This is a genomic window from Mycolicibacterium brumae (genome assembly GCF_025215495.1).
In the GTDB taxonomy this organism is placed as follows: domain Bacteria; phylum Actinomycetota; class Actinomycetes; order Mycobacteriales; family Mycobacteriaceae; genus Mycobacterium; species Mycobacterium brumae.
Genome location: NZ_CP104302.1, coordinates 3,495,304 through 3,516,136, shown reverse-complemented (window position 1 = coordinate 3,516,136; position 20,833 = coordinate 3,495,304). Strand labels below are relative to the sequence as shown.

Here is a 20,833-nt window from a genome sequence, read left to right as displayed (position 1 = left end):
TCACACCGGGTAGCTGACTCCGGTCAACTCCTCGGACACGGTCCACAATCGGGCGGCGATGTCCTCGTCGCGGGACTGCCGGGAGGATCGCACCCGCCGCGGCGGTCCCTTCACCTCGCCGAGCCCGGCCGGGCCGTAGTAGTCGCCGCTGACCGCGTTCGGGTCGGTGGCCGCGCGCAGCGTCGGCAGCGCGCCGTCGGCGGCCTTCTGGGCGATCAACGGCGCGGTCAGCTTGAACCCGAGGGACACCGGGAACGGCAGCTCGCGGAACAACTCGGTGTCGCTCATGCCGGGGTGAGCGGCCACCGCGATGGTCTCGGCGTCCGCGGCCGCCAACTTGCGCGACAACTCGTAGGCGAACATCAGGTTGGCCAGCTTGGACTGGCCATAGGCGGCGATCCGGTCGTAGCCGTGTTCCCAGGCCAGGTTGTCGAAGTGGATGGCGGCCCGGATGTTGTGGGCCATGCTGGAGACCACGACCACCCGTGACCCGCGCACCGGCAGCAGATTCGGCAGCAGCAGTCCGGTCAATGCGAAGTGCCCGAGGTGGTTGGTGCCGAACTGCATCTCGAAGCCGTCGGCGGTCAGTTCCCGCGATGGTGTGTACATCAGCCCGGCGTTGTTGATCAGCAGGTCGATCCGGGGGTGTTCGGCGCCGAGTTGGTCGGCTGACGCGCGCACCGAATCGAGCGACGACAGGTCCAGCCGGCGCACGCTCAACTGGGCGTTCGGGTGCAGCTCACGGATTTTCGCCGCGGCGGCCTCGCCCTTGTCGGTGTTGCGAACCGCGAGCACGACGGTGGCCCCGGCGCCCGCCAGCACCCGCGCGGTCTCATAGCCCAGGCCGGAGTTGGCGCCGGTGACGATCGCCAGCCGCCCCGACTGATCAGGCACATCGGATTCGGTCCACTTGCTGCTCATGTTTTCAACATACGGGGTGATCTAGGGTCAGAGGCCATGGATTCGCAGCAGAGCTGGGACACCGCGTGGATCGCGGTGGGCATCGTCGGAGTGCTGGCGCTGGCCGCCGTCATCACGCTGAGCGTGCTGCTGATCGTCGCGCGGAAGCAACTCCGTTCGGCCCGCGCCGAACTGGATCGCATCCGTGACGAACAGGGCCGCAGACGCAAGCGGATCGGACTGGCCCCGCTGGCGGTCAAAACGGTGTGGGAGACCGGGAACTCGCTGATCACCAAGGGCATCGGCGCCACCGTGCGCAACTCGATCGAGGATTTGGCCGGCTGGGCCAAGGTGGAGCGGCCCGACCTGGCCCGGATCACCGCCGACGGCGAGGTGGTGATCGCGTTCTCCGACATCGAGGGCTCCACCGAGCTCAACGAGACCCTCGGCGATCGGGAGTGGGTCAAGGTTCTGGACCGGCACAACAAACTGGTCACCCGGGCGGTGGAGAACCACGGTGGGCACGTGGTGAAGAACCAGGGCGACGGATTCATGATCGCTTTCGCCGATCCGGCCGAGGCGGTCCGCGCCTGCGTCGACGTCCAGCACGATCTGGAGACCACCGCGATCGCCAAGCAGCCGATCCGGGTCCGGATGGGCCTGCACCAGGGCAGCTCGGTGCGCCGCGGCGACGACCTGTTCGGCCGCAATGTCGCAATGGCTGCCCGGGTCGCGGCGCAGGCCTCCGGCGGGCAGATCCTGATCTCTCAACCAGTGCGCGACGCCGTCGCCGACACCGATATCGAGGTCGGTGAGCCGCGCACCGTGGAACTCAAGGGCATCCGCGGCAGCCAGGACCTCTACCCGGTGCTCATCCCGGAGCTCGCGACCTCTTAATCACCCGTGTTGATGGGGTGAGGTCCGCTGCGCAAAGCCTCCGCAAGCTCCGGCTTCGCTTGCGACCTCAGTGTTTGATGTTCGGTTCCAGCTTCGACTCGGCTCCGCAAGCTCCGCCTAGCCTCGCTGAACCTCACCCGTGTGCCGCGTAAATCGCTTCCGACAGTTCGATCTTCAGCCGGTAGAACTCCGGCGTGGCGATCACCGACGGGTCGCGCACGGTGTCCGGATTGTCGCCGGGCAGCGAGATCCGACGGTCGAGCACCACCCGCCCGGGCCGTGCGCTCATCACCAGCACCCGGGTGGACAGGAACAGCGCCTCCTCCACCGAGTGGGTGATGAAGATGATGGTCTTGTGCTCGCGGCGCCACAGGTTGAGCAGTTCCACCTGCAGCCGCTCACGGGTCAGCGGATCCAGCGCCCCGTACGGCTCGTCCATCAGGATGATCCGCGGGTCGTTGACCAGCACCCGGGCGATCTGCGCGCGTTGCTGCATACCGCCGGACAGTTCGTAGGGCCGACGCTCGCCGAACCCGGTCAGGCCGACGGTCTCCAGAATCGCCTCGGCCTTCTGCTGCCGAGTCGCCTTGTCGATGCCCTGGTTGCGCAGCCCGAACTCGACGTTGCCGAGCACGCTGAGCCACGGGTACAGCGTGGGCGCCTGGAACACCACGCCGCGGTCCGGCGACGGGGTCTTCACCACGGTGTCGCCGATCCGGATCGTCCCTGACGTCGGGGCGAGGAACCCGGCGATCATCTGCAGCAGCGTGGTCTTGCCGCAGCCCGACGGGCCGACCAGCGAGATGAACTCGCCCGGCTCAATGGTCAGCGAGGTCGGCTGCACCGCGGTCACTTCGTCGCCGCCGGAGCGGTAGGTCTGGCCGACGTCGACCAAAGTCAACCGCGCGCTGGGATCACTCATGTCCGGCTCCATTCTCGTGGCCCTCGTTCGCTCGCGGAAAAACGTTGCCCGCTCATCGGGCCAGCTCTTTCGCCGCGTCGGGGTAGATGGCGTCGGTGTAATCCGCGGGCGGGCCGACGGCGTCGACCCCGCTCTGGCCCTTCAGGAACAGGGCGGTGTTGCGGATATCGGGGCCCAGCCCACCGCCGAGGTACTTAGGCCCGGCCTGGGTCGCGGCGTCCAGGTAGATGTAGCCGTCCAGCTGGGCGGCCACCTGATCGGGATTGACGCCGAGCTGTCCGGACAACCGGGTGATCGCGGCGTCGCGATCGTCGTTGATCAGATTCACCGCCCAGTTCTGCGCGGCCGTCCAGGCCAGCAGCACTTCGGGGTTCTCGTCGATGAACTGCCCCCGCGCGGCCTCCAGGTCGAAGGTGGGGCTGCCGGCCTTGGCGGTGTCCTCGGCGGTCAGAATGATGTGGCCGTTCTGGGTGAGCTCGCCCAGGGTGGGCTCCCAGATGAAGGCGCCGTCGATCTGGTTGCCCTGCCAGGCGCCGACGATGGCGCTGGGCTCCAGGTTGATGACGTTCACGTCCTTGGCCAGGCCGGCCTTGTCCAGCGCGGACTGCAGGCTCAGGTGCGCGGTGGACCCGAACGGCACCCCGACGCTCTTGCCCCGCAGCCCGTAGATGTCGGTGATCGCCGGGTCACGCACCGCCAGTGACTCGGCGGAGCCGATGACGTCCTGGATCCAGATGACGCGCACGTCGAGGTTCAGTGGCGCCGACAGTGACTTGGCCGCCGGGGCGGACCCGTACAGACCCAGGTCCAGCGAGTCGGACCCGAAGGCCCGCACCACGTCGGCGCCGGAGGAGAACTGGGTCCACACGATCTGCGCGTTGGGCAAGCAGGTGTTCAGCAACTCGGCGTCCTTGACGATCAGGTCGCCGTTGGGGATCTGCTGGTAGCCGATCCGGACGGTCGCGGTGACGTCCGGGTTCGGCGCGATCGGGCAGTCCACCTTGTCGATCGTGGAACGGCTCATCTCACCGCGGCCGGACTCCACCAGGCAGCCGGAGAGAGTCAGTCCGGCGGCGAGCGCCAGCAGGCTCGTCGTCAGAATGGGCCGGGCGGGGGTGCTCACACGTGTCCCTTCCAGGGGGCGGCGATGTTGCCGAGCCATTTGATCGCCGAGTCGAGCAGCAGTGCGGTGATGCCGATGACGACGATGCAGGCGATGACCAGTGGGGTGCGTAGTTGGGTTCCGGCGACGTAGGCCAGTCCGCCGATGCCGGGGATGCCGTTGTTGAGTTCGGCGGCCACCACGGTGGTCCAGGCGAACCCGACGGCCAGCCGGATGCCATTGATGATGTCCGGCGTCGCGGCCGGCAGCACCACCCGGCGAGTGACCTGGGAGTGATTGGCGCCCAGGGCGCGGGCGGCGTTGACGTAGTCGCGTTTGACGCCGGTCACTCCGGCCAGGGTGGCGACGGTGATGGCGGGGAAGGCGGCCAGGAACAGCAGCCAAACTTTGGAGGTGTCGCCGATGCCGAACCAGACGATCAGCAGGCTGAAGTAGCCCAGCGGCGGCAGCGCCCGCAGGAAGTTCAGGTACGGCTCGACGATGGTGGAGATCCATTTCGAGGAGCCCATCAGGAAGCCGAGGGCGACGCCGAAGACGATGGCTGCGGCGACGCCGATGAAGATGCGTTGCAGGCTGGCGATGAGGTGTTCCCAGAGGAAGTAGTTCTGTTCGCCGAGCACCTCGCGGGGGACGCCGGGGGCGACTTGGTGCCAGGTGTTGGCGCGGACGAAGGCCTGCCAGACTTCGCCGGGGGCGGGCAGGTAGAGCGGTTGGATGAGGCCGGCGGCGGTGACCGCCCACCAGGCCAGCAGGAAACCGACCAGCGCGGCGACCCGCACGGCCCAATGCCGCAGGTTCGACGATGCTTCGGCGCTGAGAGTGCGCGGGCGGCCGGCGCGGCGGCTCACCGCGACGGCGTGGGCGGTCAGGGTGGTCATGCGGTCGCCTCCTTGAACAGTCCGCGTTCGGTGAGGATCGGCACGACGCCTTCGCCGAACCAGTACAGCTCTTCCAGGTGCGGGTAACCGGAGAAGATGAACTCGTCGATACCGGCGTCGGCGTACTCGGCGATCCGGTCGGCGACCTCGGTGTGACTGCCGACCAGCGCGGTGCCCGCTCCACCCCGGACCAGCCCGACCCCGGCCCACAGGTTCGGCGCGATCTCCAGCGCGCGGGCGTCGTTCCAGCTGCCGTCGGCGCGGTGGGACTCGTGTAGCGCCAGCATCCGGCGCTGCCCCTCGGATTCGCTGCGGCCCAGCCCGGCCTGGGCTTTGGCGACGACTTCGTCGTCCAGGGCGTCGAGCAGCCGGCCGGCCTCGGCCCAGGCCGCCTCGGAACTGTCCCGGGAGATGGTGTGCAGCCGGATGCCGAACCGGATCTGGCGGCCCTGGGCCTCGGCGAGTTCGCGGATCCAGGCGATCTTGGCGGCCACCGCCTCCGGTGGTTCGCCCCAGGTCAGGTACACATCGGCGTGCCGGGCGGCGACCGGGCCGGCGGCGGGGGAACTGCCGCCGAAGTACAGCGGCGGCGCTGGATTCGGCAGTGTGGCCAACGCGGCCTCCTGCACCCGGATGTGCTCGCCGTCGTAGCTGACGGTCTCTCCGGCCCACAGCCCGCGAACCACCTCCAGGAATTCGTCGCAGCGCCGGTAGCGGGAGTCCTTGTCGATGAAATCGCCGTAGCTGCGCTGCTCGTGCGCCTCGCCGCCGACGACGACGTTGAGCAGGATCCGGCCCGGCTCGTGCCGGGCGAAGGTGGCGGCCATCTGCGCCGACAGCGTCGGGCTGATCAGCCCCGGCCGCAGCGCCACCAGGAACGCCAGGGTGCTGGTCTCCCTGGCCAGCAGCGAGGCGGTGACGAACGCGTCCTCGCACCAGGCGCCGGTCGGGATCAATGCCCCGGTGAACCCGAACGTCTCGGCGGCCCGCACGATCGAGGCGAGGTAGTCGATGGAGGCGTCGCGGTCGCGCCTCGCCGCGCCGGCGGCGGTGCCGTGGCCGCCGCCGACGATCTCGCGACTGTCACCGTAAGTGGGCAGGAACCAGTGCAACTGGATGGTCATGGAAGGGCCTCGCGTAAGTAGAGTTACTTCCGCAAATGCTGCCCGGAACCGCTCAGGACGTCACGGGTTGTTCTCACCCTGAGTAGAAGCCGTCGCCTTGACCCGCTCGACCAACCGGGGCCGCTCGGCGCGTTGCTGGCGCCGATCAGTCAGCCGCTGCTCGACCGCGTTCTGAATCTTGGCGACGCCGTCGCGCAGTTTCGGCGGCGCGAGTTCGCGCACCGCGGCCTTGAGATCACGCCGTGCTGTCGAGAACGCGTTCGCCGCCGAGGTCACCGCGGTGCGCAGTTGCCCGCGCGGGGGCGCCGGTGTCGAGTCATCGCGCGTGGCGTCGGCGACGAGCCGGTCCCGCACCTTGGCGTTGCGGTCCGGGTCGCTGGTCGGAACGGTGAGCCCGAGCAGCTTGCTCGCCGATTCCTGCAGCTCCCGCGGGGTGGGCACGTCGACCCCGGCGAACTTCTGCCGCACCCCGGGCTCGGGCACCGGAACCAGGATGCTGATGACGTAATCGACCTCGCGCGGCACCGGCACGCCGTTGTCGCGCAGCATCATCGCCCACGGGTTTCCGCCGTCGTAGACGACGTAGGTGGTGTTCCCGCAGTTGGCGAGGCAGCCGTCCTTGCTGCTCCAGCGCCGGACCTCGGTGAAGTCGTTGAGGTCGTCGTTCATATTGGCGTGCAGGTAGAAGCCGGGCGCCAGGTAGAACAGCGTGCCGAGCGGGTCGGCCAGCGGGTTTCCGACGCCGCAGGTCGCGTCGCCGCGCACGCAGTAGGAGTACACCTCCGCGTCGCCGAGGTCGGCCGGATCGCGGTCCCCGTTGGTGAGCATGCCGGGCAGGAAGCTGGGCAGGACGTTCTCCACCCCGGTGTTCGGGAAGCGGGAGTCCGCGCCGACCACCACCATGATCTTCTCGTCGGGTGTGCCGCGCAGTCGCAGCAGGTGGGCGGCGTTCATCGCGATCGGGGCGCTCTGCGAATAGCCGTTGAGCACCACCCGGCCGTTGCCCTGGTGATTCTCTGCCGCCGCGACGGCCTTGGCGGAGCCGATGTCGGTGGAGCCGTTGAAGGTGCCGGTCCCCACGATCGGGATCAGCACCGGGCCGATGGTGAACCCGAACGCCGCCGGGTAGTCGATGATCCGCACCGGCGGCCAGTTCGCCGGGTCGGTCCCGAACAGGCCGATGTCACGGCTGCGGCCGAGTTGGTCGGCGCCGCCGGCGTCCCCGGTGCCGGGGACCGATACGACGACGTCGTCGTTGTCCAACGTCGGCATCCAGTCCGGCTGGGCGACGGCGCCGGCCTGGGCGGGCGCCGCCAGTGCGAGCGCGGTGACGGCCGCGACGGCCGCCGCGGCGAACCGGTAGGCGTGATGGCGCATGTGATGTTCCCCCGAGCTGCTGATCCGGCCAGCCTAGGTGGTCGGGGTCGCCACCACGAACTAGGAGCCCAGACGCCGACGGACGAAGAACAGCAACATCGCCACGGCGAAGAAGACGAACCCCAGGATGAGCACGATCATGTGCCCCATCCAGGGCAGCGCGCCGCCCATCCGCGCGTCCGAGGGATTCTCCGGGCGGTAATAGACGCCAACCTTGTCGCCGACATGCGGCGCCGGGTTCGACGAGCCGGAGGGAGTGTGCGTGTAGGGGACCCCGTCGACCTCGTAGCGGACGTCGATCCGGTAGGTGACGCTGCGGTGGCCGTCGGAATCGGTCGAGGTCACCGCATGCCGGCCGACCACGACGCCGGTGGTCTCATCGGAGGCGCGGATCATGGCGATGTCGACGGCGCCCCAGACACAGGCGCCGATGGTGAGCAGCGCGCCGAGCACACCGAAGATCCAGCCCACGATGGCCGGGACGTCCATGTCCTCGATGCTCGATCGCACGCTCACAGCTCCCGGTGCAGCGTCCGGATCGCCTCGATGCGCTCTTGGAGCTGCTCCCGGTTGGCGGCGGCCACCGGCGGCCCGCCGCAGCGGCGGCGCAGCTCGTTGTGGATCCAGCCGTGCGGCTTGCCGGACTTGTGGTGGGTGGCCGACACCAGCGAGTTGAGCTCGCGACGCAGCTCGCGCAACTGCCCGTGGGTGGACGCCACCTTCGGCAGCTCCCCGGAGGCGGTCCGCTTCTGCAGCTGGGCGTCCTGGCGACGGGACAGCAGGTCGCGCATCTGTCCGGCGTCCAGCAGACCGGGGATGCCGAGGTAGTCGGCCTCCTCGTCGCTGCCGGCGGGGGTGGCGGTGCCGAACGACGATCCGTCGAAGATCACCTGGTCGAGCTCGGCGTCGGCGCCGAGGGACTCGAAGCCCTTCTCCTCTTCGGACTTCTCTTCGCGGCGCTGCGCGGCCAGCTCGGCGTCCAGCGGATCCTCGTCGAGGCTTTCCTCGCGGTGCGGCTTGCCGAGCACGTGGTTGCGCTGTTCCTCCAGCTCGCTGGCCAGTTGCAGCAGGTTCGGCACCGACGGCAGGAAGATGCTGGCGGTCTCCCCGGCCAGTCGGGACCGCACGAACCGGCCGATGGCCTGGGCGAAGAACAGCGGGGTGGAGGCGCTGGTCGCGTACACCCCGACGCTCAGCCGGGGCACGTCCACCCCTTCGGAGACCATCCGCACCGCCACCAGCCAGCGGGAGTCGGAGTCGGAGTAGGCGCTGATCCGGTCCGAGGATCCGGGGTCGTCGGACAGCACGATGGTCGGGATCTCGCCGGTGATCTTTCTGAGCAGTTCGGCGTAGGCCCGGGCGGTGGTCTGGTCGGAGGCGATGACCATCGCGCCGGCGTCCGGCACGTGCGCGCGTTTCTGGGTGAGCCGGCGGTCGGCGGCGGCGAGCACCGCGGGCATCCACTCGCCGGCCGGGTCCAGCGCGGTGCGCCAGGCGCGGGCGGTGTGCTCAGCGCTCAGCGGTTCGCCGAGCCGGGCGGAGTACTCCTCGCCAGCGCTGTCGCGCCAGCGGGCCTCGCCGGAGTAGGCCAGGAACACCACCGGGCGGACCACGCCGTCGGCCAGCGCGTCGGAGTAGCCGTAGACGTGGTCGGCCTTCGAGCGCTGGTAGCCGGCGCCGTCGGGCTCGTACTCGACGAACGGGATGGGGCTGTCGTCGCTGCGGAAGGGGGTGCCGGTCAGGGACAGCCGCCGGGTGGCGTCGTCGAACGCCTCCCGGATGGCCTCGCCCCAGCTCTTCGAGTCGCCGCCGTGGTGGATCTCATCGAAGATCACCAGGGTCTTGCGGTTCTCGGTGCGAACCCGGTGCCGGGTCGGATGGCTGGCGACCTGGGCGTAGGTCACGACGACGCCGTGGTACTCGCTGGAGGTCTGGGAGTTCGAGTTGGAGAACCGTGGGTCCAGTGCGATGCCGTTGCGGGCGGCGGCCTGGGCCCACTGCACCTTGAGGTGCTCGGTTGGGACGACGATCGTCACCTGGTCGACGGTCCGCTCGGCCAGCAGTTCGCCGGCGATCCGCAGCGCGAAGGTGGTTTTTCCCGCGCCGGGGGTGGCCACGGCCAGGAAGTCGCGTGGCTTGGCGGCCAGGTATTTCACCAAAGCTCGTCGCTGCCAGCCCCGCAAAGCCTGGGTGCTGGGCGCTATCTCAGCCGGCACCCGAAGACTCCAATCGATTCGTCCCGCAGTTTAGGCCAGCCGGTTTGGCCGACGCACATCCGCGCGGCGTGTCCTGGGCGAACCCGGGAGCGTCGAACCCTGTCTCATCCGGGCTCCCGTCTCACGGAAACCCGGCGGCAATCAGCGACCCGGCCTGGAAGTGCCAGTACCATATATGGCATGCACAAGACCACGGTGTATCTGCCGGTCGAACTCGATGTTCGCCTGGAGGCTGAGGCGCGGGCGGAGGGCGTCAGCAAGGCTGAGTTGATTCGCCGTGGTGTCGCGAAACTGCTGGACGAAAGCCAGCGGCCCCGGCAGGCGAAGCCAATGCCCGTGTTCGACAGCGGGCGTAGCCGCGCCGTTGACGAGATCAAAGCCGAGTTGGTCGACGAGATCGCCGACCGAGCGGCGCGCCGGTGATCGTCGTCGCCGACACCTCCGCGGTGCTGGCGGCATTCGATGCCGGTGAGACCGAGCACCAATCCGCGAGGTTGGTGATGGCCTCGGAACAGCTGGTCATCTCGCCCACTGTGCTGACCGAACTCGACCACCTGATGCGCCGGAATTTCGGCTTCCGGGCCGCGCTCGCCGCCGTGGAGGCGCTGACCGACCGGATAGCGGACGGGGACTATGTGTTGGCGCCGGTCGCCAACGACGATCTGATCGCCGCCGCAGGAGTCCGAACTGCCTACGCAGGCCTGGAACTGGATCTCGCCGACGGGCTCGGCGTGGTCATCGCGGATCGGTACCGCACCAACCGGATCTTCACCCTGGACCTCCGCGACTTCCGCGCCATCACGCCTCTGACGCCTGGCTTCGGCAGCTTCACCATCCTGCCCGCCGACGGGTGAGGGGTGCTGATCCGACGTCGGATCTTGTGTCCGGGACCCGTCGGCGAGGCCCTTAGCCTCAATGTATGAGCGCGGAGGTGGGCCAACGGCGACGCGGTCTGCGCGTCGCGCTGATCACGCTGGCCGCGGTGTTGCTTGCCGGCGCGTTGGCGTTTGTCGGGTGGATCGCGTGGATCGTCATCGTGGTCGGCCCGTTCGGGGATCCCGACGACTATGGCTATCACCGGATCGACGAGCAGGCTGCGGTTGAGGCGATGGACTACCGCGAGGTCGCGATCCCCGACGGGTTCCAGTTTGAGCAGATGACCGCGCTGATCCAGTTCAGCGGGGCTGACTCGTACTGGGGCCGCTACCGCGCGCCGGGCACATTCGAGCAGGCTGCGGCGGCTGTCGCCGCCGCGAACCCGGCGTTCCCGGCGCTGCGGTCCACCACCTGCGACGACGACGTGGTGGCCCGCGGCTTCACCCGGGAGTCGGTGAACGACGGGTACAACGGACCGGTGCTGGAATGCGCCGCCGACACCCGACTGGCTGTCACCACCGCCTGGGCCGGGAGTCCCGGAGGCTCCCTCGACAACTGGGTTGGCACCCCCGCGGACGCCGAAACCCTGCTCGTCGTCGGCGCCGGGAACCGCGTCGAACTGTGGGTGCTTTCGCAAGGCCACTGACGATCCCTCGGCAGCTAAACTGAATCCCAATATGGGATTCACGGTGTACTCTGGCTGTATGAGCACTCAGATCGCGGTTCGGTTGCCCGACGCTCTGGTCACCGCGCTGGACCGTGTGGTCGCGGCCGGCCGTGCGCGCAGCCGCGCGTCCCTGGTGGAAGCGGCCCTGGAGCGGGAACTCCGTCGATTGGCTGCTGAGCGTGACGTGGAGCGCCTCGCCGAGTACGGCGCCGGCGACGATCTCGACGGTCTTGTGGAATGGACCGCCGAGGCTCTCCACGCTCGGGAATGAGCGCCCGCGAGATCTGCCTGGCCAAGCTGGACAAGACCAGGCCGGTGGTGGTGCTGACTCGCGCCCTGGCGCGGCCGGCGATGACGAAGGTGACCGTCGCGCCGATCACGACGACGGTCAAAGGGCTGAGTAGCGAGGTGCCCGTCGGCCCGGAGAACGGTCTCGACCGCGCGGGGGCCATCTCGCTGGACAACGTGGTGACCATCCCGACGCGACTGCTCGGGCGGACCGTCGGGGTCCTCACCGACGCGCAGGAACGCCAGCTCGCCGCGGCGGCCGTGCTTGCCTATGACCTGGATGTTTCGCTGCTCTCCGAGTGAGGACTGGCTGACTCATTCGGGCAGATTGCCGGCCAGCACGTCCGCGATGGTCAGGTCGGGGAATCCTGAGCAGCCCACGTCGATGATCGGCGCGACGAGGTCGGCGTTGTTGCCGCCGAGCGCCTCCAGCACCGCGATCTGATGAGACTCGTCCAGCGTCTGGTACTCCCGGCAGGTGATGGTCTGGTAGTTCGCCGGAGGCGGCACCGACGACACCGGGGCCTTGGTCGTGGTGGGCGCCGCGGTGGTGGGCACAGCGGTCGTGGTGCTCACGGTGGTCGTCGTTGTGGTGGTCGACGCTTCCGGCTCCGGATGCCCGGTTGTGGTCGGACACCCCGTCAGCACCACCGCTGCCGCAATCGCCGCCATCCCCACCCGCGCCCACGCAATTCCCCATGGCCAGAGCCTAAGCCGCGTCGGGCAGGGCGCGACGCGGCAATTCCGCCCCGGTCATTCAGCTCTGCGGAGGAACCCGGAGTCGCCGCAACAGGTAGGCGATCGCCCCGGCGGTGACGGCGAGAAATCCGATCAGCAACGCGACGAACACCCCGACGCCGACGGCGTGACCCGCCGCGACCCAGCCGGAGATCCCCAGGATCGCCGTCATCAGCAGCAGGCACGCCGCGCCCACGCACTCCATGCAGTCGGCGACGGCGTCATCGAGTTCGGCGCGGCGCTCTTCGGCGGTCCAGTAGGCGTGCGCCCGCCGCGACGGCAGATTGATCAACCCGGCCGGCATCTTGCCGAGCCAGTGGCGCATCGTCCCGAATAGCAGCGCCAGCACTGCGGCGAGCACCCCGATGACGGCCAGGAAGGCGAACTTGGAATCCCACCGGTCGACCTGACCGGCGGCGTTGAAATGCGCGGGCACCGCGGCCGGGGCCGATAGGCCGAACCACACCCACGCGGCCAGGAAGGCCACCAGCGCGATCAGGAACAACTTTGTCGGGATTCGCACGTCCTTCAGTCAACCGCATCGAGTGGTGAACGCGCTTCGACGGCCTAATCGGTCACCTGGCCAAATATCGTGTGATAGGACGAAGGTCGGACGGCAGGAGGACAGATGCACCCAGGGGTTTTCGCCGCGCTGACTCCGGACAAACCGGCCGTCGTCATGTCCGACACCGGCGAAACGTTGACCTACGCGGCCCTTGAGGAACGCTCCGTCCGGCTGGCCAACGCCCTGCGCGATGCCGGTCTGGGTCGCGGCGACGTGCTCGCGGTGTTGGCCGAGAATCTGCTCGAGACCTACGTGTTCTATTGGGCGGCAATGCGATCCGGGCTGTACCTGACCGCGATCAACCACCACCTCACCGGGCCCGAGGTCGCCTACATCGTCAACGACGCGCAAGTCGGCGCGCTCATCGCATCGGCCGGCTTCGCCGACACCGCCACCGCGGTCGCCGCCGAATGCCCGGCGGTGCGGCTCCGGTTGGCCGTCGGCGGCCCGATCCCCGGCTACGACGATTACGACGCCGCGCTGTCCGCGGCGTCGCCGACGCCGCCGCAAGACCAGCCCCGAGGAACGGACTTCCTGTACTCCTCCGGCACCACCGGCCGGCCCAAGGGTGTCAAGCCGGCGCTCCCGGAAGCCTCGATCGACACCCACGTGAACATGCTCCGGATGTTGTTCGGCGCCGCCTACGGGTTCGACGCCGACACTGTCTACCTGTCTCCGGCGCCGCTCTACCACGCCGCGCCGCTGCGGTTCGGCGGCATGATCCACGAAGTCGGCGCGACGGTGGTGGTGATGCCGCGCTTCGACGCCGCCCAAGCCTTGACGGCCATCGAGAAGTATCGCGTCACGCACAGCCAGTGGGTGCCGACCATGTTCGTCCGGATGCTGAAACTCGCCGACGAGCAACGTCGTTCGCACGATCTGTCGTCGCACCGGATCGCCATCCACGCCGCCGCCCCGTGCCCGGCCGAGGTCAAGCACGCGATGATCGACTGGTGGGGACCGATCTTGTGCGAGTACTACTCGTCCACCGAGGCGATCGGCGTCACCATGATCGACTCCGCCGAGTGGCTGGCCAAACCCGGATCCGTCGGCCGGTCGGTGCTTGGCGCCATCCACATCTGCGACGACGACGGTCGTGAACTTCCGGTCGGGGAGTCCGGCGTCGTCTACTTCGAGCGCGAGGTGTTCCCCTTCGCCTATCACAACAACCCCGAAAAGACCCGCGGCGCACAGCATCCCGAGCATCCGAACTGGGGCACCACCGGCGACATCGGTTACCTCGACGACGACGGCGCCCTCTACCTGGTGGACCGCAAGGACTTCATGATCATTTCCGGCGGGGTCAACATCTACCCGCAGGAAATTGAGGACGCCCTCGCGCTGCACCCCGACGTGCACGACGTCGCGGTGTTCGGCGTTCCGCATCCGGAAATGGGCGAGCAGGTGAAAGCCGTCGTACAGGCCGCGCCCGGATCCCGGCCCGAGGCGTCCGCGCTGGCCGACTACCTGCGCGAACGCGTCGCCGGCTACAAGATCCCGCGGGTCATCGAGTTCATCGACGAGATGCCGCGCACCCCAACGGGCAAGCTGCTCAAGCGCACGCTGATGGGCTGAAACGCCGAAGGCTGCCGACGAATACGTCGACAGCCCTCGGGGTGAAGCTCAGAACTACGCGCGCCCGGCCCGCACCATCTCGTCGCGGTCGACGACCTTGATGCGCTGGCGGCCGGCCGCCTCGCCCAGGGCCACCTCGTGGGCGTCGAGCTTGTCCCACTCCTCGCGGGTGGTGAAGTCCACGCCGTTGCCGCTCAGGTGCTCGAGGATCGCGCCCGGGTCGGAGATCTCCGGCGCGCTGATCGACGGCAGGTCCTCCAGCAGGTTCTTGATGGTCTCGGCGGCGTCGGACTTGGTGTGCCCGATCAGGCCGACCGGACCGCGCTTGATCCAGCCGGTGACGTAGACGCCCGCCTGCTGGCCGTCCATGTCCTGGACCCGGCCCGCCTCGTTCGGGATGACGCCTTCGTGGTGGTCGAACGGCACGTCGGCCAGCGGGGAGGACAGGTAGCCCACCGCGCGGTACACCGCCTGCATCGGCCATTCCTTGAACTCGCCGGTGCCGCGCACGGTGCCGTCGCCGGTCAGTTCGGTGACCTCGGTGCGCAGCGCGACGACCTTGCCATCTTCGCCGAGAATCTCCGCCGGCGACTGGCACAGGTGGATGTGGATCCGGTGCGGCGCGCCGGTCGGCTCCTGCTCGAGGTACTTCATCATGGTGTTGACGACGAGCTTGACCGACTTGGTCTTGTTGATCGCCTCCTGGCTGCCCTCGTCGATCTCGAAGCCCTCCGGGTGCACGATCACGTCGACGCTCGGGGAGTGCGACAGCTCGCGGAACTCCATGGGGGAGAACTTGATCTGGGCCGGGCCGCGGCGGGCGAACACGTGCACGTCGGTGGCCTGGTTGGCCTTCAGGCCCTGGTACACGTTGTCCGGGATCTCGGTGCTCAGCTGCTCGTCGGCCGGCTTGGCCAGCATCCGCGCGACGTCCAGGGCCACGTTGCCGGCGCCGAGCACGGCGACCTGCTTGGCAGTCAGCGGCCATTGCCGCGGAACGTCGGGGTGCCCGTCGTACCAGGACACGAAATCGGCGGCGCCGTAGCTGCCCTCGAGGTCGATGCCCGGGATGTCGAGGGCGCGGTCACGGTGCGCGCCTGTGGCGAAAATCACGGCGTCATAATGGCGTTTGAGGTCGGTCAGCTTGACGTCGCTGCCGTAATTCACGTTGCCGATGAAGCGAATCTCGTCGCGGGAGAGCACCCGGCGCAGCGCCTTGATGATCTCTTTGATGCGCGGATGATCCGGCGCGACGCCGTATCGAACCAGGCCGTAAGGCGCAGGCAGACGGTCGAAAATGTCGATCCGGGCTTCCGGATGCTCGTTGGCGAGGATGTCAGCGGCGTAGATACCCGCAGGTCCAGCGCCGATGATGGCGACACGGATCGGCCTCATAGTCATGGCTCCTTAAATAGGCGCGGCAAGATTAGCCAATCTCGCTCGCGGCTTGGGCCCTACGTCTGACAGAGCCCCGTCTCATCCCCGTCTGGTCGTGCGCACGGGATGCTGACTGATTCGTCGTTCTCCTCTGGAATTGTAATTGAGGCAAGTTAGGCAATGCACATTCGCGAAGGCCCGGGCAACGGTCTTCGGCGGGTGTTTCCTGGCTCGATGCGGCGCCGCCGCAACTTAGTTTCAGCGCTGAGCGGAAGTCCGCGCCGGCCCGCGTCCCGATCTTGCACTCTCCTATGTCGAGTGCTAAGAATGTTTTGGCACTCACGACCGGTGAGTGCTAGGTCGGGACGGTGAGGCAGGGCCTTCGTTAGCCCACAGCCGTCCGTCGCGGGCACTGCACCCGGCCGGCGTAAGTAACGAGTCATCCCCGATCCGGAGGAATACTTCGCAATGGCCAAGACAATTGCGTACGACGAAGAGGCCCGTCGCGGCCTCGAGCGGGGCCTCAACGCCCTCGCCGACGCGGTAAAGGTGACGCTGGGCCCCAAGGGTCGCAACGTCGTCCTGGAGAAGAAGTGGGGCGCCCCCACGATCACCAACGATGGTGTGTCCATCGCCAAGGAGATCGACCTGGAGGACCCGTACGAGAAGATCGGCGCTGAGCTGGTCAAGGAAGTCGCCAAGAAGACCGACGACGTCGCGGGCGACGGCACCACCACCGCCACCGTGCTGGCTCAGGCCCTGGTTCGCGAAGGTCTGCGCAACGTCGCGGCCGGCGCCAACCCGCTCGGCCTCAAGCGCGGCATCGAGAAGGCCGTCGAGCACATCACCGAGAACCTGCTGAAGTCCGCCAAGGAGGTCGAGACCAAGGAGCAGATCGCGGCCACCGCCGGGATCTCTGCGGGCGACCAGACCATCGGCGACCTGATCGCCGAGGCCATGGACAAGGTCGGCAACGAGGGTGTCATCACCGTCGAGGAGTCCAACACCTTCGGCCTGCAGCTGGAGCTCACCGAGGGCATGCGCTTCGACAAGGGCTACATCTCGGGCTACTTCGTCACCGACGCCGAGCGTCAGGAAGCCGTCCTGGAGGATCCCTACATCCTGCTGGTCAGCTCCAAGATCTCCACCGTCAAGGACCTGCTGCCGCTGCTGGAGAAGGTCATCCAGGCCGGCAAGCCGCTGCTGATCATCGCCGAGGACGTCGAGGGCGAGGCCCTGTCGACCCTGGTGGTCAACAAGATCCGCGGCACCTTCAAGTCTGTGGCCGTCAAGGCCCCGGGCTTCGGTGACCGCCGCAAGGCGATGCTGCAGGACATGGCGATCCTCACCGGTGGCCAGGTCATCAGCGAAGAGGTCGGCCTGTCCCTGGAGACCGCCGACGTCGCCCTGCTGGGTCAGGCCCGCAAGGTCGTCGTGACCAAGGACGAGACCACCATCGTCGAGGGCGCCGGTGACTCCGACGCCATCGCCGGCCGGGTGGCCCAGATCCGCACCGAGATCGAGAACAGCGACTCCGACTACGACCGCGAGAAGCTGCAGGAGCGCCTGGCCAAGCTGGCCGGCGGTGTTGCGGTGATCAAGGCCGGGGCTGCCACCGAGGTGGAGCTCAAGGAGCGCAAGCACCGCATCGAGGACGCCGTCCGCAACGCCAAGGCTGCCGTCGAAGAGGGCATCGTCGCCGGTGGCGGCGTGGCCCTGCTGCAGGCCGCCCCGTCGCTGTCGGATCTGTCGCTCTCCGGTGACGAGGCCACCGGCGCGAACATCGTCCGCGTCGCGCTGTCGGCTCCGCTGAAGCAGATCGCCTTCAACGCCGGCCTGGAGCCGGGCGTTGTCGCCGAGAAGGTCTCCAACCTGCCCGCGGGCAGCGGCCTGAACGCCGCCACCGGCGAGTACGAGGACCTGCTGAAGGCCGGCGTCGCCGACCCGGTGAAGGTCACCCGCTCGGCGCTGCAGAACGCGGCGTCCATCGCGGCGCTGTTCCTCACCACCGAGGCCGTCGTCGCCGACAAGCCGGAGAAGGCCGCCGCTCCCGCCGGCGACCCGACCGGTGGCATGGGCGGCATGGACTTCTAAGTCCTTATCAGCTCAACCGGAAGGCCCGGTCTGCTTCGGCAGGCCGGGCCTCTCCTCTTGGGCGCGAGCCCGTCAAAATGTGCGTGGATTCGGCGGGTCTACTGGCATATAGCCAGCGGACCCGCCGAATCCACGCACATTTTGACGAAGCCGCCCAGTGCGGTGCGTTCAGGTCCTGAAGATGACGCAGTCCGGGGAGCCGTCGGCGCCGCGCCGGTGCAACAGCGCTTTGGTGGGGACCACCACCGTCGACGCGGGATTGGCCTGGGCCAGCCCGTCGACCATCAGCGCGTAGCCGCCGGGTTCCCGGGCCGGCCACAGCAGGGTGACGTTCGGGCGGTCGGCCAGATTCGCCGCGGTATGCCCACCGACAGCGCCGACGTCGAAGGCCCCGGCGGTGAACATCGGATCCACCTCCACCACGTGTGGGCGGCCGTCGTCGCCGACGGTGACCAGAAAGGCCTGGTCGAAGTCGGGCAGGGCTGCGGTCAGGCGGTCCAGGTCGACGGAGCTCATCCGCACGACGATAGTCCCGCGGCGCCTCGGCGCGCGGACGTAGCGTGAGCCCATGATCGACCACATCGGCATCAACTGCGGCGACTGGCCCGCTGCGCAGGTGTTCTACGACCGGGTGCTCGGCGTGCTCGGGTACACCCGACAGCTGGATCACGGCATCGCGGTCGGGTACGGCCGCGACGGGCACCCCAGCTTCTGGATCGCCGATATGTCCGCCGGCGACGCGTCGGGCCCCAACCGGGAGGTGCACCTCGCTTTCCAGGCCGCCGACACTACGGCCGTCGACGCGTTCTACGCCGCCGCGATCGAATTGGGGGCCACCTCCTTGCACGCCCCCCGCCGCTGGCCGGAGTACCACCCGGGGTACTACGGGGCCTTCGTCCGCGACCTCGACGGCAATAACGTCGAGGCGGTCTTCCACGGCGCCGGAGCCTGAGCGCCCGCGGGTAACGTCGCCGGCCATGAGGCAGCTGTTTCGCTGGTGGCCGGTCATCGGCGTGCTGGTGATGATCGCGCTGGCCCGGGTCGTCGGCCGCGGCCCCACCCGGTTGGACCGTTACTTCCTGCGCGACAACATCGCCATCTACGACTGGCGGTTGGTGCTGCTGTTCGTCACCGACCACCGAGTGGTCACCGCCGCCTGGGTGATCGGCGTCGCTGTCGCGTTGTGGCAGCGGCGCCTGCGGGTGGCCGCCACCGTGCTGGTCACCGCGCCATTGTCGGCGTTGCTGCTGGTCCCGGCGATCAAGGCGGCGTTCGGGCGAACCAAGGGCGGCACGCTGGCCTATCCGAGCGGGCACACCACCGCCCTGGTGGTGGTAGCCGGGCTGCTGGTGATCGTCGCGGCCTGGCAGTGCTGGGCGGTGCTGGCCGCCGGTGTGCTGATCGTCGCGGGCATGCTCGGGCAGTCGCTGACCTACCACTACTTCACCGACACCGTCGGCTCACTGTTCCTGGGCACCGCGGTGGTCGCTGCGGCGGCCGTCGTCGCCGGCTGCCCACCGCCGGGAGTCGGGGCGGGTCGCTGAGCGTACCGAAATGGGGTGTGGGGGAGCCGTCGACGGGATTATCCACACAACGCCCCGCACACACCCCATTCCGGTACGGCACCGACCGACCCGGGCGTGCGCGCTGCTGCGGCGACGCGCCGCCGTGCCACACTGGCGAGGCAAACCTGCGAGGAGGGGGAGTCGTGCGCGCGATCCGGACGGCCATGCTGTGGTTGCTGGCCACCGTGTTGCTCGCCGTCGCGGTGCCGGCCAACTGGGCGCAGCACAATCTCATCCGGGCCGACGGGTACGCGGCGCTGGCACAGCGCGCGGCCGCCGATCCGGAGCTGCAGCTGGCCGTCGCCAGTCAGCTGAGCACCCAGATCGTGTCGATGGCGGGTGAGGGCTCCGGCGTGAACCCGGCGGTGGTGCGCGCGGTGGCCACCTCCTACACCCGCGGGAGCGCGTTTCCGGGCCAATTCGCGCAGGCCAACCGGTTCGCGCACCGCTGGTTGTTCACCCACCGGGTCCGCTCCGAGGTCGACGACCAAGGTCGCTGGGTGATCGACGTGGCGCCGATGCTGTCCGACCCCGCGTTCACCGACACCCTGGCGGAGTTCAACATCAGCGTGCCCGACGCAATCCCGGTGCCGCTGACCGAGGCAGCCCCGGACTGGGCGCGCCCCGGAGCCCTGAAACCGGCGTCGACCTGGGGGCCGATCGTGGCGATCGGCGCGGCGTTGCTGGCGCTGGTGTTCGCGGTGGCGACGCTGTGGAGTTCCCGACGGCTGGGCCGCGGGCTGATCTCGCTCGGGGTCTCGGGTCTGTTGGTCGGCGCGGCCGGCTGGGCGGGCGCGGAGGTCGGCCGCGGCCGGGTCGACGAGGTGTTCGACCAGCTGACCACCGACGCCCGCGCGGCGGCGCAGGCCTTGTTCGGCACAGTGCTCGACAGCCTGCACAGTTGGCTGACGATCAGTCTCGCCGTAGGCGGGGGACTGGTGGTGGTCGGCGTGATCGCCACCCTGCTCGGTGGTTTGCGCCGCGCCAGCTGAGCGTCAGGTCTTCCGCGTCAGCGACGGCAGCACCACCTCGTCGACCAGTGCGCGCACCGTTTCCGCGTCGGGTGGCGGCGTGGGCAGCAGGAACCGGAACACCAGGTAGCCCGGGAGCACGTTCCACAGTTCGGGGTTGACGGCGTCGGCGTTGATCTCACCGCGCCGAACGGCCGCCTCGAGCACCTCGTTGAACAGGGCGTGCCGCTCGTCGAGGAATTCGGACTGCATGGCCTCCCGGAGGGCCGGGGTGCGGGAGATCTCGTTGAGCACCGCGCGGACGGTTGGCGCGTGCGTCCCGGCCGTCGCGCAGATCATCCCGCCGATCGCCAGCAGGTCCTCGCGCAAGGAACCGGTGTTCGGGGGCCGGGCCTGGATGCGTACGCCCTCGATGAAGGCCGCCACCACCAGATCGGTCTTGGAGGGCCAACGCCGGTACAGGGTGGCCTTGCTGGCCTTGGCTTCGGCGGCCACTTCGTCGACGGTCAGCCGGTCGTAGCCGTGCTCCTGCAGCAGCCGCAGGGTGATTGTCAGAAACTCCTGCTCACGCGCCGACCAGCGGGGCCGCGCGGCGGCGTCGATCAGCTCGGAGGTCATGGGAACACCCTAGCCAAAGCCGAACGGTACTGTACAGTACCGTTCTATCTTGGCGGGGGCCG

Annotated in this window: 24 protein-coding genes; 11 read left to right on the top strand and 13 right to left on the bottom strand. The window is 68.7% G+C overall.

Features of this window, described 5'->3' with window-relative positions; all coding sequences use genetic code 11:
- Positions 1–921: an oxidoreductase gene (locus tag L2Z93_RS17240; RefSeq protein ID WP_090588658.1), complete on the bottom strand. Its 921-nt coding sequence runs from the start codon at positions 919–921 to the stop codon at positions 1–3.
- A 36-nt stretch (positions 922–957) separates the two neighbouring features.
- Here L2Z93_RS17240 and L2Z93_RS17235 point away from each other — a divergent pair, with 36 nt between their 5' ends.
- Complete coding sequence (locus tag L2Z93_RS17235; RefSeq protein ID WP_090588657.1) at positions 958–1,797, top strand: adenylate/guanylate cyclase domain-containing protein; 840 nt, start codon at positions 958–960, stop codon at positions 1,795–1,797.
- 133 nt (positions 1,798–1,930) lie between these two features.
- On the opposite strand, the gene L2Z93_RS17230 is transcribed toward L2Z93_RS17235, so the two are convergent.
- From L2Z93_RS17230 to L2Z93_RS17200, 7 genes are read right to left on the bottom strand one after another with little or no spacing between them, the layout of a single operon-like run.
- Positions 1,931–2,719: an ABC transporter ATP-binding protein gene (locus L2Z93_RS17230; protein WP_090588907.1), complete on the bottom strand. Its 789-nt coding sequence runs from the start codon at positions 2,717–2,719 to the stop codon at positions 1,931–1,933.
- 52 nt (positions 2,720–2,771) lie between these two features.
- The gene (locus tag L2Z93_RS17225; protein ID WP_090588656.1) at positions 2,772–3,842 is read right to left on the bottom strand and encodes a taurine ABC transporter substrate-binding protein; all 1,071 of its coding nucleotides are present in this window, start codon (positions 3,840–3,842) and stop codon (positions 2,772–2,774) included.
- Complete coding sequence (locus L2Z93_RS17220; protein WP_090588655.1) at positions 3,839–4,720, bottom strand: ABC transporter permease; 882 nt, start codon at positions 4,718–4,720, stop codon at positions 3,839–3,841. The genes L2Z93_RS17225 and L2Z93_RS17220 overlap by 4 nt, the downstream gene beginning before the upstream one ends.
- Positions 4,717–5,844: an LLM class flavin-dependent oxidoreductase gene (locus L2Z93_RS17215; RefSeq protein WP_090588654.1), complete on the bottom strand. Its 1,128-nt coding sequence runs from the start codon at positions 5,842–5,844 to the stop codon at positions 4,717–4,719. The genes L2Z93_RS17220 and L2Z93_RS17215 overlap by 4 nt, the downstream gene beginning before the upstream one ends.
- A gap of 60 nt (positions 5,845–5,904) precedes the next feature.
- Positions 5,905–7,221 carry a PE-PPE domain-containing protein gene (locus L2Z93_RS17210; protein WP_090588653.1) on the bottom strand — a complete coding sequence of 439 codons (1,317 nt, stop codon included), beginning with the start codon at positions 7,219–7,221 and terminating at the stop codon, positions 5,905–5,907.
- A gap of 60 nt (positions 7,222–7,281) precedes the next feature.
- Entirely contained in the window at positions 7,282–7,737 is a 456-nt protein-coding gene (locus L2Z93_RS17205) for a DUF3592 domain-containing protein (RefSeq protein WP_128111837.1), read from the bottom strand.
- A complete protein-coding gene (locus L2Z93_RS17200) occupies positions 7,734–9,437 on the bottom strand; it encodes a DEAD/DEAH box helicase (RefSeq protein ID WP_090588651.1) in 1,704 nt (567 codons plus the stop codon). Before L2Z93_RS17200 ends, L2Z93_RS17205 begins: the two co-directional genes overlap by 4 nt.
- A 180-nt stretch (positions 9,438–9,617) precedes the next feature.
- Here L2Z93_RS17200 and L2Z93_RS17195 point away from each other — a divergent pair, with 180 nt between their 5' ends.
- The 5 genes from L2Z93_RS17195 to L2Z93_RS17175 all read left to right on the top strand — a co-directional run bounded on the left by L2Z93_RS17195 (position 9,618) and on the right by L2Z93_RS17175 (position 11,571).
- Positions 9,618–9,860, top strand: coding sequence for a ribbon-helix-helix domain-containing protein (locus L2Z93_RS17195; RefSeq protein WP_090588650.1), 243 nt, complete (start codon positions 9,618–9,620; stop codon positions 9,858–9,860).
- On the top strand, positions 9,857–10,291 hold the full coding sequence (locus L2Z93_RS17190) for a PIN domain-containing protein (RefSeq protein WP_090588649.1): 435 nt from the start codon (positions 9,857–9,859) through the stop codon (positions 10,289–10,291). Before L2Z93_RS17195 ends, L2Z93_RS17190 begins: the two co-directional genes overlap by 4 nt.
- Before the next feature lie 65 nt (positions 10,292–10,356).
- Positions 10,357–10,959 (top strand): hypothetical protein, encoded by a 603-nt coding sequence (locus tag L2Z93_RS17185; RefSeq protein WP_090588648.1) that lies wholly within the window; start codon positions 10,357–10,359, stop codon positions 10,957–10,959.
- Positions 10,960–11,017: 58 nt separating this feature from the next.
- Positions 11,018–11,251: a YlcI/YnfO family protein gene (locus L2Z93_RS17180; RefSeq protein ID WP_090588906.1), complete on the top strand. Its 234-nt coding sequence runs from the start codon at positions 11,018–11,020 to the stop codon at positions 11,249–11,251.
- Positions 11,248–11,571, top strand: coding sequence for a type II toxin-antitoxin system PemK/MazF family toxin (locus tag L2Z93_RS17175; protein WP_090588647.1), 324 nt, complete (start codon positions 11,248–11,250; stop codon positions 11,569–11,571). The genes L2Z93_RS17180 and L2Z93_RS17175 overlap by 4 nt, the downstream gene beginning before the upstream one ends.
- A gap of 12 nt (positions 11,572–11,583) precedes the next feature.
- On the opposite strand, the gene L2Z93_RS17170 is transcribed toward L2Z93_RS17175, so the two are convergent.
- Together L2Z93_RS17170 and L2Z93_RS17165 are read right to left on the bottom strand one after the other, a co-directional pair.
- Positions 11,584–11,844 carry a hypothetical protein gene (locus L2Z93_RS17170; RefSeq protein WP_090588646.1) on the bottom strand — a complete coding sequence of 87 codons (261 nt, stop codon included), beginning with the start codon at positions 11,842–11,844 and terminating at the stop codon, positions 11,584–11,586.
- A gap of 181 nt (positions 11,845–12,025) precedes the next feature.
- On the bottom strand, positions 12,026–12,529 hold the full coding sequence (locus tag L2Z93_RS17165; protein WP_202971868.1) for a DUF1648 domain-containing protein: 504 nt from the start codon (positions 12,527–12,529) through the stop codon (positions 12,026–12,028).
- A 105-nt stretch (positions 12,530–12,634) separates the two neighbouring features.
- Here L2Z93_RS17165 and L2Z93_RS17160 point away from each other — a divergent pair, with 105 nt between their 5' ends.
- Entirely contained in the window at positions 12,635–14,146 is a 1,512-nt protein-coding gene (locus L2Z93_RS17160) for an acyl-CoA synthetase (protein WP_090588644.1), read from the top strand.
- Positions 14,147–14,200: 54 nt separating this feature from the next.
- Here the strand turns inward: L2Z93_RS17160 and L2Z93_RS17155 are convergent, their stop codons facing one another.
- Positions 14,201–15,541 (bottom strand): FAD-dependent oxidoreductase, encoded by a 1,341-nt coding sequence (locus L2Z93_RS17155; protein WP_090588643.1) that lies wholly within the window; start codon positions 15,539–15,541, stop codon positions 14,201–14,203.
- A gap of 450 nt (positions 15,542–15,991) precedes the next feature.
- Here L2Z93_RS17155 and groL point away from each other — a divergent pair, with 450 nt between their 5' ends.
- Positions 15,992–17,617, top strand: coding sequence for a chaperonin GroEL (gene groL, locus L2Z93_RS17150; protein WP_090588642.1), 1,626 nt, complete (start codon positions 15,992–15,994; stop codon positions 17,615–17,617).
- Positions 17,618–17,785: 168 nt separating this feature from the next.
- On the opposite strand, the gene L2Z93_RS17145 is transcribed toward groL, so the two are convergent.
- A complete protein-coding gene (locus L2Z93_RS17145) occupies positions 17,786–18,133 on the bottom strand; it encodes a pyridoxamine 5'-phosphate oxidase family protein (protein WP_090588641.1) in 348 nt (115 codons plus the stop codon).
- Between the two features lie 52 nt (positions 18,134–18,185).
- Between L2Z93_RS17145 and L2Z93_RS17140 the strand changes: the two genes are divergently transcribed.
- The 3 genes from L2Z93_RS17140 (at position 18,186) to L2Z93_RS17130 (ending at position 20,174) form a co-directional block, all read left to right on the top strand.
- Positions 18,186–18,569, top strand: a complete 384-nt coding sequence (locus L2Z93_RS17140; protein ID WP_090588640.1) for a VOC family protein — start codon at positions 18,186–18,188, stop codon at positions 18,567–18,569.
- A gap of 25 nt (positions 18,570–18,594) precedes the next feature.
- Positions 18,595–19,161: a phosphatase PAP2 family protein gene (locus tag L2Z93_RS17135; RefSeq protein ID WP_090588639.1), complete on the top strand. Its 567-nt coding sequence runs from the start codon at positions 18,595–18,597 to the stop codon at positions 19,159–19,161.
- 164 nt (positions 19,162–19,325) lie between these two features.
- Positions 19,326–20,174: a hypothetical protein gene (locus tag L2Z93_RS17130; RefSeq protein ID WP_090588638.1), complete on the top strand. Its 849-nt coding sequence runs from the start codon at positions 19,326–19,328 to the stop codon at positions 20,172–20,174.
- 3 nt (positions 20,175–20,177) lie between these two features.
- Here the strand turns inward: L2Z93_RS17130 and L2Z93_RS17125 are convergent, their stop codons facing one another.
- On the bottom strand, positions 20,178–20,771 hold the full coding sequence (locus L2Z93_RS17125; protein WP_090588637.1) for a TetR/AcrR family transcriptional regulator: 594 nt from the start codon (positions 20,769–20,771) through the stop codon (positions 20,178–20,180).
- Positions 20,772–20,833 lie beyond the last annotated feature (62 nt).